Below are 14,335 nucleotides of genomic sequence, written 5' to 3'. Positions count from 1 at the left end.
GGAAAATCTTTGGCAAAAGAAAAGACGTTTACCCTAATCAAGTCCTATAAGCCTTTCCATAGCAAATTTGATCCATGTCCACCACTCGGAAGGAAGTATTACCGAACACCTCCGAATTTGTATATTAATTTTCAGCCGCCGAACTTAGAACAATTCACTCCAGAAGAAGCACTAAAGTATGGAACACTCTGGAAATTCTTTTACGATTACTATGATAATCCATATCGAGAAAGGGAGAAGTAGTTAATGAATAGGAAACTGGATGAAGAATATTACCAGTTACTCGGACAAATACAAGCTGCTGATTTCGTATTAGTTGAGCTGACTCTGTATTTGGATACACACCCTCATGATCATCAAGCTCTACAACAATTCAACCAATTTCAACAATACTCTACCCAGCTGAAGGCCGCATTTGAACCTAAATACGGTCCATTGTTTCAATATGGGAACAGTCCAGATGGGGAAAATAAATGGGAATGGGGTCAAGGGCCCTGGCCATGGCAGGTTTAAGGAGAGATATTTATGTGGATTTATGAAAAAAAGCTGCAATACCCTGTAAAGGTTGGTACGTGCAACCCTACACTCGCTAAATATCTGAGGGAACAATATGGGGGCGCTGATGGTGAATTGGCTGCCGCCCTTCGATACTTAAATCAACGATATACCATTCCGGATAAAGTGATCGGGTTACTAACTGATATTGGAACAGAGGAATTCGCTCACTTGGAAATGATCGCCACTATGATTTATAAGCTCACAAAAGATGCCACTCCTGAACAGATGTTAGAAGCTGGTCTTGGCGAACACTATGTAAATCACGACAGTGCCCTTTTCTATGAAAATGCTGCCGGGAACCCATGGACGGCTACGTATATTCAGGCGAAAGGCGATCCCATTGCGGATTTATATGAAGATATCGCAGCTGAAGAAAAGGCTAGGGCAACCTATCAATGGCTAATCGACATCTCAGATGACCCGGACATCAATGATTCATTAAGGTTCTTAAGGGAGCGAGAAATTGTGCATTCCATGAGGTTTCGGGAAGCAGTAGAGATCTTAAAAGAAGAAAAGGGTAAAAAGAAAATCTTTTAATTAAATGCCATAATAAAAAGCAGCGGATAAAATTCCGCTGCTTTTCATCATTTACGATCAGAAGAGTAAGTCCATCCTTCTTCTTGATAAATCTTACCTTCTTTCATCAATTTACCAAGGGCGCGCTTGAATGCTCCCTTACTTAAACCAAAATGGAACTGGATATCATTAGGTGGGGTCTTATCACCATAAGGCATCGCACCTCCGCGATTCATTAAATAAGTGTAGATGATATCGGCATCTTCTTCCATTAAATCTTGCTTGAAAGGGAATAATGAAACGTTAAGTGTACCATCTTCCTTACTATCGATAACACGGCCTTCAACAAATTCACCGAGACGTGGCTCTTCTTTTCGTTCACTTTCGTGAATGAAGCAGCGGTATCCTTCCTCCGAGACAAAGAAAGAACCGACCATCAGCAATCGGTATACATTCCCTTTGACCGTCGTGTTGCGAATCCCCTTTAAAGGAGCCGGAACAGTGATTTCTTGAATGATATCTTCTGTTGTCAGTCTGCCGAACAAACGATCATTCCGATCCGTTTTCAAGCAGATATATAGGCGATCTCCCACTTCCGGCCACAAGCGGTCAATATTCGGAAGGTCATCCAGAGATACAAGAATATCTTTGGAAAGTCCAATATTAACAAAAACGCCTAGTTTCTTTTGGACATTGACGACTTCAGCCCAGCCGTATTTATCAATTTGTATTTCCGGAATATTCATTGTTGAAGTCAATCTTGCTTGTTTATCGTGATAAATAAATACTGTAACTTCATCGCCAATTTCAAGTTCAGTACCTTCTATTGCCTCATTATGGTGTAGCAAGACATCTTCCGAACCATCAGTCAGGAACCAACCGAAATCAGCCTTACGCTCTACTTGTAACTCTACAGCCATACCGGCCTGAATTTTTTGCATGTATAAAAATCCTCCTGTAACTTACCTTTACCTACAATTGTACCCAAATAATTATTTTTCCAACATATTTGAATCTATCATTTTTTTATCTTTCTGTACACCTATTCCAACATTTTTATTTTTCAAAGTGTGCTTTCCTCCAAGGATGGAAGAGGAACCATAATCTGCCCTTGTTTTCCATTGCTTAGCAAAGTGTGCATAATCACTTTTGATAATTGACTCGGTTTGTAAGGCTTGACCAGGTATTCTTTTGCGCCAAGCGAAAATCCTTTTTCTTTTTCATCAAGAGCAGTCGATACAAAAACGGGGATATCTTTGAGCTCTGGTCTTTCTTTTAACTCTTTCATGATCGTCCACCCGTCCATTTCACCTTCTTCAAGGAGAATGTCCAGGACGATGGCATCCGGAGGTGACAGCTTCAGCATTTGAAGCGCTTTTCTTCCACTTTTGAAATAGCTGACTTGAAAGCCACTATCCACCAGTTCGTATTTTAATAGTTCGGCCAAATTAAAATCATCTTCAATGACCATAATATCATAACTTAGTTTTTTTGATTGACCTTCATTATTTGTACGTTCTTCTTTAAGGGTTACCTTCGGGAAGGAAACGCTGAATTTACTTCCTCTGCCATACTCCGATTTCACCGTAATGTGGCCTCCATGCGATTTGATGATTTCTTCCACGATGGATAATCCTAAACCAGTGCCGCCAATCCGCCTGCGATCTGAATTATCGACCCTATAAAATTTCTGAAACAAATGCGATAGAGATTCTTTAGGTATCCCTAGCCCTTCGTCCTCGATATCAATGGATAATACTTCGTTCTGACTATACAAACGAATGAGGATCTTTCCGCCATCAGGAGAGTACTTAATTGCATTACTCAACAAATTCATGAAGGCTTGTTCAATCTTTTCTCGATCTCCTAATATCATGAGATCATCCGTTTCTACGAGTAGTCGAATATCGTGAAGGGATGTGCTAATTTCGAGATTCTCAATGATTTTTTGTAACAGCGGCAAGATCTCTAGGTATTTTTTTTCGTAGGTTTGTTTACCTGATTCCATCCTTTGTACATCTAAAAAGTCATTGATTAAAGCGGTGAGTCGCTTCGCCTCATTATATATGGTCTGTAAGTACTTCGTCTGCCTTTCAGGTTTTAATGGCTTGTTTAACATTAATTCTGTAAAACCAAGGACACTTGCGAGCGGAGTTCGTAATTCATGGCTTACAGTACTGACAAACTCAGACTTCATCTGATCCACTTCATATTCTTTCGTAATATCACGGTAAACTACAATCGTCCCATAGGCTTCTTCACCATATCTTATGGTCTCAAAATATACCTTAAAGACTTGTTTCGTCTCTTTCTTTTGAAAAGTGAACGTGCGATCTTCATAGTCTCCTTTTTTATCCGCCATTTTTATTGCTTCTTCCAGGGAGTCCATGAAATCTTCACGGCCAATTTGCCTTACCAGTTCCCCACTCCATTTTTCCCATGGAGAGCCTATGATTTGCCCAGGAACGGAACCAGGTTCATACATGTCACAAAATTGTTGATTTACTTGGACGATATTCCTATCTTGATCTATTAATTGGATGCCTTCCTGTATCGTGCTCAATATGTCTTGATTTAACCGGCGATCATCTTCCGTTTGTTCATACAACTTGATTTTAACAAGTGAAGTCGAGATTTGCTTGGCTAATATTTCACATTCAGCTATTTCTTCTTGATTGAAAGATGAGCCATAACGGCTGAAAACCATAATGGCATCGACCTCTTGTAAAGCTGATAAAACCGGAAGGTATAAATCATAACTATAGTTGGTATTTTCATGATAGCCTTTTTCACTAATGCTCTGTTCCCTTTTAACCGTAAATGGCTTCTTCTCCTCTATGAGGCGTTCATTTAAGCCGTTATGAATGTTCTTCCGATATTGATTTACACCATATTCCGAAATGCCGAAAGAGGCGTAGGAATCTTCGTGTATTAACGTAATCATGCCACGATCTGCACCAATCAAGCTGCTCATATTATAGACAATGCTATTAAGAACATCCTTTTTTTCCAATGAAGTAGAAATACCATTTATTAATTTATTTCTTCTAGTGAGCTGTTGCTCATTTTCCGTTATGAGGCCAAGCGTTTCTTGAAGTTCATTCTGCTGTGCCTGAAGTTCATCTTGTTGAGCAAGCAATTCTTCATTATGAGCCATCAATTCCTGCTCTTTTTCCTGAATGCTTGCAATCATTTTCTTAAAGGCTATGGCCAATACTCCTAATTCATCTTCACGACCTTCATCCACTGTAATGATTGCGTCCCTACCAGCCGCAATCTCGTTAGCCGCAGAGGAAAAATCAGCCAAAGGCTTTCCGATATTCCTAATAATGCTTCTGACGGTTTGCTGGAAGATCAGTAAGAAAATGATCACGAATCCGATATAGGCCCCTTGTAAAATGGATTGTTCCTTTGCTAAGGATTCTACATTTTCATCAAGCTTTTCTGAAAGTGCAGAGGAATACGCTCTTACATTGTTGCGAAATTCCACAACCCGCTCAGTAATCTCGCTGTTATCCGTTTGCTTAGCCTTCATTCGAGCCCCATTCATTTCCACTTTCAAAAAAGAAGGTTTAATGGCACTAAAATAATAATCCGTAAATTTCTTCAGCTCTTTGTATATTATTTGATCCTCATTTGAAGTGGATAATTCCTTGAAATCGGAAATGCTTCTTCGAATCTGATCTTCCCTACTCCATACTTTTTCTTTATATGAATCGTTTCCAAATGCTATATACCCTCTAGCATCCAAAAAAACATTATTGTATTGCTCATAAATTCCATCCAACAACAATTCTTTTTCCACAATACTATGTCTTTTTTGGAAATACTCAGCATTTAGTGACTGCAATACAAAAAATAAAATGCCCGTACCAACTATAAAAAAGATGATACAAGCAGACATTAGAGTCAATACTTGACGAGAAAGGTTCTTATTTATATATTGTTTCAGTTTCATCTAGAATGGCCCCTATTTTCTCTAAAAGCTTGATTGGGCTGAATGGCTTAGCCATGAAATAATCCGCTCCCGCTTCTAAAATTCTGTCTTGTTCATATTGCTGGCTTTTTGCAGAAAGCATCATGATTTTCCCTTTATTTTCAATTTCCGTTGACTTGATTTTTTCAATGATTTCCAAACCAGTGAATCCTGGCATCATATAATCCAAGATGATAAGATCATAGGTATTCTTCTTGAGCAATTGAATCGCCTCGTTACCGTCAGAGGCTTCATCAACCTCGTAATCTTCATCCTCTAGTGTATCCACAACCAACATTCGCAAAATTTCTTCATCTTCTGCCAATAGAATCCGTTTCACGCTTCATCCTCCTTAAGGTTATATCGAAATAGAAGGATATTAATGACTCCTCATAAACAAACTGCACTATATAAAAAGCTTTAATCCCTATTTTTCATTAACGATTCCGTTTCAGTCTTATATCGGCAAAAATATAAAAAACATTAATTAGCCACTGCATAGACAGTTTTCTCGCCCTGTTAGGGAACAATTTGCATAGAACCGCTCTTCACATCATTTTTTTTAGGAGACGTTCCATCCGTGCTTGAAGATCAATAATATTAAATGGTTTCGTTACATAATCATCAGCACCCATTTTCAATGCAATGGCGATATCCTCCGAACTTTTTCTGCCGGTTAACATCAAAACGGTGAAACAATCGGCATTTTTACCGTGTTTCACTTCCTTCAGTACTTCAATTCCATCCATGGTCGGCATAACACCATCCAGTATCAGAAAATGAGCGCTATTTTCTTTTGCTCGATCTGAATTCAAAAAAGAACACCCATCTTCATATACGGCTATATTTAAGTCATAATGAGGAAACTCCATCGATTGCAATGTTTTGGTTAAGATGGTCCTAATAATGATGTCGTCATCTATCACTGATACATTAAGGCATTTCTTTTTAAAGCTTGTTTTTTGAATGCTCTCCACTCGACCCCGGCCTGATCTCTTTGCTTCATATAAAGAAGAATCCGCTCCTTCAAACGCCTCTTCCGGCGTAACACTCCCATCATTAACGGTATATACACCTGCTGAAAACGATACAGAAAAATGTTGATTTTCATAAGCGAACCTCTTCGCAGAGAAGACTTTTATCAACTCCGCTAACTTGTTCTTGGCTTCCGCATTGGTCGTACGTGGAAAAATTATAACGAATTCTTCGCCACCGTAACGACAAATCAAATCGGAACTGCGGATGTTATTTTTAATGAATTGTGCAAATTCCATCAAAACGACATCACCCATCGCATGTCCATATGAATCATTTACTTTCTTGAAATGATCCAGATCTATGATACTAATCGAAAAAGGATGTCCGGACCGCTTGAAATCCTGAAAATAACGAGGGATTGCGTCATCTAGGAACCTGCGATTATACACTTGAGTCAGCTCATCAATCAGGACGGATTGGTCAAAGATTTTCTTACGCTGAATGTGCCTTTCTATTTTCACAATAAACTCTTCAATATCTATGGGCTTACTAATAAAATCATCGGCACCCATTTTATAAGCTTTAATTCGTGATTGCTTGTCGTTCTGTATGCTAATCATAATTTTGGGGATGAAGTATTTTTCATTATGCAAGTGTATGTCCTGTAGAACTTGATAACCGTCCTTCGTAGGTAATTGAATATCTAGGATAAGGCAATCAGGTTGCATCTCAAAATACTGCTTTGTAGCTTTTACCGGATCGGCATTCGTTATGACCATCCATCCTTTTTCCTCAAGAATGTCCTTTAATAGGATCAGCATGGATATGTCGTCATCAATGATTTGGATGAGTGGGGCCTGTGGATCACCAGCCGGCTTCTCTTTCATCTCCATTTCAGCAAAATGCTCGTATTCATAGGTATGTTCAATCAAATCAAAAAGTAGATTTTTAAGTTCTTCTTGCTGCCATACTTCTTCACTATCTTCATCGAGCTTGTCTAAGAGATTCTCCGTAATTAACATAAGGCCACATAGCTGTAAAGTTCCCCCGGTTCCTTTAATGGAATGGAGAAAACGATACACCTCTTTCGTAGTGACCGTCTTCGTTTCATCTAATTCCAACCAACCAGAAAGCTGCTTTTTAATATTTCCATAGAGGGTATTTTTATATTTTTCCATATTGACTAATTGCAATTCTAATCACTTGACCCTTTCTTTAACCTACTTAAATGGTTGTCCTATTTATATGTACACCCACCAATAGTCGACCCCTAATTCCAGTATTTTTATTTTATTTAGGTCTAAAGTATATTCTTTCAGGAATATTTTACATCAAAAGGTTTTTTCTATAAACAGCGAATGTATCCTCTAATGAATATTTTTGAAAGTTTGTCATAAAGACTACATATTTGAATTTGCCAGCCGATACAGCACTTGTTCAAATCATATGGTTTAAGATGTTATAATTTTACTGACTGCTGAAAGGAATTGGATAATTTGATGACTAAAAAATTATATTATGTTTCATCCAAGCTAACTGAATGGGACGCGAAGATTCTGGAAATTTTTGAAGAGAAGGGATTTTACTATATCCTGCTTGATGAGACAGCTTTTTACCCTGAGGGGGGAGGACAACCCAGGGATACAGGTAGCATAGATGGCATACCGATTCTTGATATTTCAATAAATGAAAATGAGGATATCCTTCACAAACTCGAAAGCAAGCCGAGTTCGCATTTCGTACATTGCGTACTGGATTGGGAACGCCGTTTTGATCACATGCAGCAGCATAGTGGGCAGCACTTACTGTCCGCGGCCTGCCGGGAATTATTTCATGCACGTACTGTCAGCTTCCACCTAGGCCAAGACCTTGTCTCTATAGATATCAGTACAACTTCCTGGACTGATGAACAAACGTTGGAAACGGAACGGCTTGTCAATCAGTATATCTACGAAAACCGAAAGCTACATACATACTTTGTGACAAGAGATCGATTGCAGTCAATTCCTGTAGTGAAAATGCCAACCGTGACAGAAGATATCCGAATTGTTGAAATTGAGGGGATTGAATATAATCCCTGTGGTGGAACACATGTGGAACAAACCGGGGAAATTGGGATCATTAAAATCATCAAAACGGAAAAACAGAAAGAGTCCACACGGCTTTATTTTAAATGTGGATTTAGGGCGTTGCACGACTTTACTGACAGTCTGAACCTACTATCTAAGTTATCATTAAAATTTAACACGGGTCGTGTTGATATTCTCAACAGGGTAGAAAAATTGGAAACCGATCATGACAAACTAAAACTAGCTTACGAAAAACTCAAGCTTAAGCAAGTAGAATTCCTTGCTGAATCTTTGCTTACAGAGAAAGAGGATGGTTTTATCCATCATGTTTTCGAAGATCAGACATTGAAGGAAATGCAATTGCTTTCTTCCACCATCCATCAAAAAGAGAGATCTCCCATCCTTTTCATGAGTGTAAAGGAACAAAAGGTTCTCCTGGCACACGATGGCAGCCATTCGATCCATTGCGGGGAATTCTTTAAGAAATGGCTCCCTACATACAATGGAAAGGGCGGAGGCAATGCGAAATCTGCACAAGCTGGGTTCACTTCACAGGATGATTTGATGGAATTCTATTCGTTTGCAGTCAATAAACTGGATAACGTTCAGGAGTGAAATAACTAGAATCCGAATGTGCTAGTGTCTCTGAATATAAAGGAAAGGGAGAGGATAAACGCATATCCCCTCCCTTTCCTTTTACTTATTTCTCTATTTTCAGATGGTCCAGCCCATTCTCTTCAATATACAGATGGTATTTCTCTTCCAGTTCGAGTACACGTAGGAAAGCTTCCTCTTGATTAAACTCTTTGAGCTTCGATTCCTTCGCAAACTCTTTCCTTGCCATATGGTAGGCAAGCTTATCCAGGAAAACGCCTTCTTCATACTTATCAATTACTTTATGGATTTCTTCTTCAAGTTCACGACTCAGATCATACATTCCATATTCCTCTATATACTCTATTCCCTTAACGTCAAAATCCTTCGCATAGGAATTCAAATATTGCTCTAACTCGCTGAATTTTTCATTGTTTTCCGAATCCGAAGTAATCCAGTATCCATATTGAACCAATTTAATCAATGTATCATATTGGCTTTTCGTAAAATTAATTTTCATCATTGACTCCTTTTAAAAATCATTATCTTTAAAAAAAGAATAAACCGTATTAGACAAAATGTCCAATACGGTTATATGATCAATCTGCTATTTCAGTTACGCAAAAATAGGCTGCCTTTTCTGTATCTACCACATAATGTGAATCGCCTTTAACTAAATTATAATAGCGGTGCTTCTGAATATTAGAAATCATTTGTGTCGTGTCTTCCCCATCCACCTCATGTTCAATTTCTTTACCACCTGGAAAATAAAAACCAACTTTCAATTTCATCTTTCTCAACCTTCCCTTCATCTCGTTGAATGTCTCTTATATTTCTTTTCCTTTAAAGAATACTTTTAAACCTATATTTACTGTTTAATCAAATCAGACATGATATTCTAGGGAAAATGACTAATTGGAAGGTGAAATATATGCATATCAGGAAGGCTTCAGAAAATGACATAACTGGGATTGCACATGTACATATAAAAAGTTGGCAATCAACTTACAAAGGAATTCTTCCAGATACCTATTTGGACTCGCTGAATCTGGAAACCAGAAAAAAAAATTGGGCAAGAAACTTAAAGATGCTTCATGGTGCCACATATATAGCTGAAAATGATGAAGGGCATATAGTCGGTTTTGCCGCAGGTGGACCAGAACAAACAAATGCTCACCAGTATTTTCAAGGGGAAGTGTATGCCATTTACCTGTTAGAAGAGTACCAACGACAAGGTATCGGTAAGAAGCTGATTAAAGTTGTCGTAGAAGAACTTATCGGAAAACAACATAGTAATTTGATCATATGGGCGCTCAAGGATAATCCTTCAAGGGGATTTTACGAAGCCCTTGGCGGCCGTTTAATCACAGAAAAAACAATTAAAATGGCTGGTATCGAGATAGCGGAAGTAGGATATGGATGGGAGGATATACATGATATCCTTTTGAAATTATAAAGAACCTACATAAATAGGAGGCGCATATCCCCATCATATATGCGCCTCCCTATCAGGATTCATTCTAAAAGAAAGTCTTCTTTTTCACTTCCAAAAAAATAAAGCCTATGCAAAGGTCTTGTCATTGTGACATATAACAATTTAATATCCAACTCATTCTCACGAAGATACTTTTCCTCCAGAGATAATGCGATGACCACATCAAATTCAAGTCCTTTGGATTGATAGGAAGGGACTAACATCGTTTTATGTTTCGGAATCATCCCTTCTTCATTGATTAAATGAAAATCGTTAGAGAACTGCTTCAATTTATCATTAGCGAGTTCACAATCCTTCATCGTTTTAGTAATGATTGCAAACGTTTTATACCCTTCTCTTTTTAACGTAGCGATATGATCCATCAATTTCTTCTCCCAGCCATATCTTTTAATGGATATGAATTCAGGTTCTTTGCCGTGGCGGACCACAGGCTCAACCTCAGGAAAATCATAGGGTAATAATTGAAGGATCCGATTGGCTTGCCCCATAATTTCATTGGTCGTCCTATAGCTTTTTTGCAGTTCTGTATATGTCGCTCTTGGAAAAATGCTACGATGGACTTCATCCCATGTTTGAAGTCCTCTGTATGAATGGATGCCTTGAGCAAGATCACCCACAAGCGTGAACATATCAGTGTCAAAGGTCGTTTTCAGCGCTTGCAGTTGCAAGAAACTATAATCCTGTGCCTCATCTATGACCACATTTTTGGCTTTTTTGTCTTTATCAACTCCAAAAAGTAATTCCTGTAAATATAACAACGCACCCAAATCCTCAATTTCATAGCATTTTTCATCAAATATCTTTTGACTATACTCACATAATGCATGTGCATCTTCAATGCCAAGTTTACCCTTACTATATAAAACCATTCGATCAGGATTCTGATACAGCTCTTGATAATACTGAAGCAAGCTTTTATTTTTGAACGGTTTAAAGTAAGCTTTAACGGATGTGCGTATTGCTTTTTTCATCCGTTCAGTCCGTTCGATCTTTTTGTCGTGGCACTTTGTAACAAACTCCTTGCGTTTCACCGGATCAATATTCTTGGCAAAGGCTTTATCAATTTTTGTTTGATAAAAGTCCTCCACTTGATCCAACATTTTTTTCTTTTTTGATTTCACCTCATTGTGCAAAATGCCCTTTAACTTATCCAGTCGGCCATAAAGCGGCAAATACCAATAATCTTCCTCTAACAATCTAATAAACTTCTTGGCAGAGTATAAACGATAATTATCACAATAAAAATCATCAACTGGGTGAAAACTACTGAAAATATCCTTTATATAACCATCCAAGATTAGCTTAAATAAGGGAGAACCCTTTAAGCCGGATATCCAGATAGCCACTTCTGTTTCTTCATTGCTCTCTTCCAATATACGCATCAATTTATTATCCTGTTTAAGAGTCAAAGGCCGACCAATCGCTACCTGAACATATTCTGTAAATGTAAACTGTTTTACTTTATCAACTCCCAGTTCTGGTAAAGCTTCAGATATGTAATCAATGAATACACGGCTCGGGGCTAGAATCATTAACTGGCGTGGATCAAACAAGTCTTTATAATGGTATATAAAATAAGAGATCCGGTGTAAAGCAATAGTCGTTTTCCCACTACCTGCCGCCCCTTGAACGATGATGGGCTTATTTAAATCGGCACGAATGATCTTATTTTGTTCTTCCTGTATCGTCGTGATGATATCGGTCAAACGATTGCTTGAGCTTTTTGAAAGGGATTCCTGCAGTAGTTCATCCGTCGTCGTTAAGTCAATATCCCTAACCTCTTCTAACTCGCCAGCCTCGATCATCAGTTGCCGCTTTAACGTGATATTCCCGCTAAAGATTTCCCCTTCCGCATGATATTCGACTTCACCAATACGCCCTTCATAATAAAGGTTGGCGATGGGCGACCTCCAATCGACAATGATTTGTTCCTGGCTTTCACGTTGATAGAGCGATGTTTTCCCAAAATAAAGAATTTCCCCTACTTCATCATCCTTCCGGATAAAGTCCACCCTTGCAAAGTAAGGCTTGTTACTTGCTATCTTCAAGCTTTCCAATTCAGACTGGGACATTTCAAAAAAGTTAGCAGTCGTGAGTAATTGCGAATATAAACCTGACTCTGACCAATCCGCATCCCCGAAAGCCTCCTGCATATTCTTCTGGAATTGATCCTTACTACTTTCCGCAGTTTTGATGACTACATCTATGTACCTTTTTGTAAAATCCAGCCGTTCTTGTTCTTTTTCAAAATCGGGATGTGCCATAATTTCTTCATTCCTCCTTCCTACACATTAGAGATGTAAAAATCACCGATGTCCTTGAAATGGACATCCATATTATCAAAATACTAATGAATTAACAAGACAATAACCCCATACGCATTTCATTTTACCTATCTAAACATGAACCCATTACTTAATTTAGGATAAAAAACTATATATTCCAGATTAAAGGTTTGCTATACTATGTTGGCTTAGAAAGAAACATTGAACCAGTTCAGGAGGAAATTGTATTGAAGCTCTTCCAGGCATTCCAGAAAAGAATATTAATTAATTATATATTAGGAAATATCATTGTCATATTTAGTGTTGGAAGTTTATTGGTGTTTGACTCTATAAAAATTTCATTAAGCGATGGGATCCTTACTATATGTACTGGAGCACTTTCCATTATCATTATGGTATGTAGTGAGTATTTTGTTTACCGAAAAGACATTAGGCCGATTAGGGCTGCATTTGAACAAGATGACCCCAGCTTACTATCCCTTCAGGCAGCATACACGGCAGCTCAAAAATACCCATTACTAGCAAGTAGGCGGACATTATTCGTCCATTACTTTGGAGCAATCATACCAGCTTTATCAATATCCATTTTTTTCATTCTATCAGATATACTTAGTTCCGAGTTTTGGATCATACTAGGGCTAGTGGCCGGTATCCTTATGTCTGCCATGCACGCTTTATTCGACTTTTTCTTATCCATTAAAGCTATTCATCCTTTAAAGAAATCTTTACTGAACCAGGCATTCGCCCTTTATGGAGAAAGTGGGGTGCTTCAAAACCACGTATTTATAGGAATTAAAGCTAAACTATTAGTCTGTTCTTTATTTTTAACTTTATTTCCCTTCCTGTTATTCAGCATACTCATAACAGTGAATTTAGGAGAAAAGGCATTCACTTTTTGGAGTGAATTTTCCGTGACATCAGGATTGTTTTTCCTATTTATCATTCTTATAGCTTTTAGCGGAGTCTATCTTTTGACGAAAGATATCCAAGCACCGATCCAGACTCTTAATACCGGTATTACATCTTTTACAAATGGAGAACACAAATCTCTCGATAATACTTACACCGATGAATTTCATGACTTGATTAATGGTTTCAATCACTTGATGACTTCTGTCAAAAACCGAGACGAACAAAAACAGAATTTACTCAATAATACGTATTCCATAATAGCTGCCATGATGGATGTACGTGATTCCTATACAGCAGGCCACTCGATAAGAGTTGCCGAATATGCCATACGCATTGGTGAAGAATGTGGGATGGATTCCATTCAGGTAGACCTGTTAAAAAAGTCCGCACTTCTTCATGATATCGGAAAAGTTGGGATTCCTGACATGGTTCTATTAAAGGAGGGACGGCTTACCGAAGAAGAATTTGTGGAAATCCAGAAACATCCTGTAGTAGGTGCTAAAATAATCGAACAATCCAATATGGATGAAGAATTATTGAAGCTAGTACCCGGTATTAAATACCATCATGAAAGATATGATGGCTTCGGTTATCCAGAGGGTTTAGCAGGAGAAGAAATCCCATTATTCGGTCGAATCATTGCCGTTGCGGATGCCTTTGATGCCATGACCTCTAACCGAACCTATCGAGCTGGCATGACAGCAGAAAAAGCTTTAGACATTCTTCAGGATGGTAGCGGAAGTCAGTGGGATCCAAATATCGTGCAATGTTTTATTCGACTTCAAAGAAAAGAACTCGTACACAATGCCCCACATAAATCAGCGGAATGAGTTGCCGTTTTGAAAGACATTTCATAGAACTATTGGCCCAATTGCCTAGCTGAAGTCACTTTTCCCTTCTGTTAACCTAAAAAATTTTTATTGTACCGCTCTTTCATGTTATAATTTTAAGG

At 38.3% G+C, this 14,335-nt stretch carries 13 protein-coding genes; 6 read left to right on the top strand and 7 right to left on the bottom strand.

Annotation, left to right across the window (positions count from 1 at the left end; genetic code table 11):
• Positions 1–9 precede the first annotated feature (9 nt).
• Genes ACIQXN_RS16640 through cotJC form a run of 3 tightly spaced genes read left to right on the top strand, consistent with a single transcriptional unit; the run spans position 10 to position 1,095 of the window.
• Complete coding sequence (locus tag ACIQXN_RS16640; RefSeq protein WP_402968949.1) at positions 10–243, top strand: spore coat associated protein CotJA; 234 nt, start codon at positions 10–12, stop codon at positions 241–243.
• A gap of 3 nt (positions 244–246) precedes the next feature.
• Positions 247–513, top strand: a complete 267-nt coding sequence (locus ACIQXN_RS16635; RefSeq protein ID WP_402968946.1) for a spore coat protein CotJB — start codon at positions 247–249, stop codon at positions 511–513.
• 12 nt (positions 514–525) lie between these two features.
• Complete coding sequence (gene cotJC / locus ACIQXN_RS16630) at positions 526–1,095, top strand: spore coat protein CotJC (protein ID WP_402968943.1); 570 nt, start codon at positions 526–528, stop codon at positions 1,093–1,095.
• Between the two features lie 47 nt (positions 1,096–1,142).
• Here cotJC and ACIQXN_RS16625 read toward each other — a convergent pair whose 3' ends face one another.
• The 4 genes from ACIQXN_RS16625 to ACIQXN_RS16610 all read right to left on the bottom strand — a co-directional run bounded on the left by ACIQXN_RS16625 (position 1,143) and on the right by ACIQXN_RS16610 (position 7,221).
• Entirely contained in the window at positions 1,143–2,015 is an 873-nt protein-coding gene (locus ACIQXN_RS16625) for a CvfB family protein (protein ID WP_402968940.1), read from the bottom strand.
• Positions 2,016–2,137: 122 nt separating this feature from the next.
• Positions 2,138–5,032, bottom strand: coding sequence for an ATP-binding protein (locus ACIQXN_RS16620; protein WP_402968937.1), 2,895 nt, complete (start codon positions 5,030–5,032; stop codon positions 2,138–2,140).
• Positions 5,007–5,390 (bottom strand): response regulator transcription factor, encoded by a 384-nt coding sequence (locus ACIQXN_RS16615; RefSeq protein ID WP_402968934.1) that lies wholly within the window; start codon positions 5,388–5,390, stop codon positions 5,007–5,009. Before ACIQXN_RS16615 ends, ACIQXN_RS16620 begins: the two co-directional genes overlap by 26 nt.
• A gap of 208 nt (positions 5,391–5,598) precedes the next feature.
• Positions 5,599–7,221, bottom strand: a complete 1,623-nt coding sequence (locus ACIQXN_RS16610; RefSeq protein ID WP_402968931.1) for a GGDEF domain-containing response regulator — start codon at positions 7,219–7,221, stop codon at positions 5,599–5,601.
• Between the two features lie 306 nt (positions 7,222–7,527).
• Between ACIQXN_RS16610 and ACIQXN_RS16605 the strand changes: the two genes are divergently transcribed.
• Positions 7,528–8,712: an alanyl-tRNA editing protein gene (locus tag ACIQXN_RS16605; RefSeq protein WP_402968928.1), complete on the top strand. Its 1,185-nt coding sequence runs from the start codon at positions 7,528–7,530 to the stop codon at positions 8,710–8,712.
• 85 nt (positions 8,713–8,797) lie between these two features.
• On the opposite strand, the gene ACIQXN_RS16600 is transcribed toward ACIQXN_RS16605, so the two are convergent.
• Both ACIQXN_RS16600 and ACIQXN_RS16595 read right to left on the bottom strand, forming a co-directional pair.
• Positions 8,798–9,211: a hypothetical protein gene (locus tag ACIQXN_RS16600; RefSeq protein WP_402968925.1), complete on the bottom strand. Its 414-nt coding sequence runs from the start codon at positions 9,209–9,211 to the stop codon at positions 8,798–8,800.
• Between the two features lie 79 nt (positions 9,212–9,290).
• Entirely contained in the window at positions 9,291–9,482 is a 192-nt protein-coding gene (locus ACIQXN_RS16595; protein ID WP_402968922.1) for a hypothetical protein, read from the bottom strand.
• Between the two features lie 140 nt (positions 9,483–9,622).
• Here ACIQXN_RS16595 and ACIQXN_RS16590 point away from each other — a divergent pair, with 140 nt between their 5' ends.
• On the top strand, positions 9,623–10,147 hold the full coding sequence (locus ACIQXN_RS16590; RefSeq protein WP_402968919.1) for a GNAT family N-acetyltransferase: 525 nt from the start codon (positions 9,623–9,625) through the stop codon (positions 10,145–10,147).
• Positions 10,148–10,206: 59 nt separating this feature from the next.
• Here ACIQXN_RS16590 and ACIQXN_RS16585 read toward each other — a convergent pair whose 3' ends face one another.
• Positions 10,207–12,450: a HelD family protein gene (locus ACIQXN_RS16585; RefSeq protein ID WP_402968916.1), complete on the bottom strand. Its 2,244-nt coding sequence runs from the start codon at positions 12,448–12,450 to the stop codon at positions 10,207–10,209.
• Between the two features lie 248 nt (positions 12,451–12,698).
• Here ACIQXN_RS16585 and ACIQXN_RS16580 point away from each other — a divergent pair, with 248 nt between their 5' ends.
• Positions 12,699–14,213 carry an HD domain-containing phosphohydrolase gene (locus ACIQXN_RS16580; protein WP_402968913.1) on the top strand — a complete coding sequence of 505 codons (1,515 nt, stop codon included), beginning with the start codon at positions 12,699–12,701 and terminating at the stop codon, positions 14,211–14,213.
• Positions 14,214–14,335 lie beyond the last annotated feature (122 nt).

The organism is Peribacillus sp. NPDC097295, assembly GCF_044761665.1.
GTDB lineage: Bacteria > Bacillota > Bacilli > Bacillales > DSM-1321 > Peribacillus.
Note: the sequence above shows the minus strand (reverse complement) of the source record. Positions and strands in the feature narration are given on the sequence as shown.

Bases quoted from the DNA above. Each gene is read 5' to 3' on its own strand.
- ACIQXN_RS16635 (WP_402968946.1), top strand. From the start codon at position 247: ATGAATAGGAAACTGGATGAAGAATATTACCAGTTACTCGGACAAATA.
- cotJC (WP_402968943.1), top strand. From the start codon at position 526: ATGTGGATTTATGAAAAAAAGCTGCAATACCCTGTAAAGGTTGGTACG.
- ACIQXN_RS16625 (WP_402968940.1), bottom strand. From the start codon at position 2,015: ATGCAAAAAATTCAGGCCGGTATGGCTGTAGAGTTACAAGTAGAGCGT.
- ACIQXN_RS16620 (WP_402968937.1), bottom strand. From the start codon at position 5,032: ATGAAACTGAAACAATATATAAATAAGAACCTTTCTCGTCAAGTATTG.
- ACIQXN_RS16605 (WP_402968928.1), top strand. From the start codon at position 7,528: ATGACTAAAAAATTATATTATGTTTCATCCAAGCTAACTGAATGGGAC.
- ACIQXN_RS16600 (WP_402968925.1), bottom strand. From the start codon at position 9,211: ATGAAAATTAATTTTACGAAAAGCCAATATGATACATTGATTAAATTG.
- ACIQXN_RS16595 (WP_402968922.1), bottom strand. From the start codon at position 9,482: ATGAAATTGAAAGTTGGTTTTTATTTTCCAGGTGGTAAAGAAATTGAA.
- ACIQXN_RS16590 (WP_402968919.1), top strand. From the start codon at position 9,623: ATGCATATCAGGAAGGCTTCAGAAAATGACATAACTGGGATTGCACAT.
- ACIQXN_RS16585 (WP_402968916.1), bottom strand. From the start codon at position 12,450: ATGGCACATCCCGATTTTGAAAAAGAACAAGAACGGCTGGATTTTACA.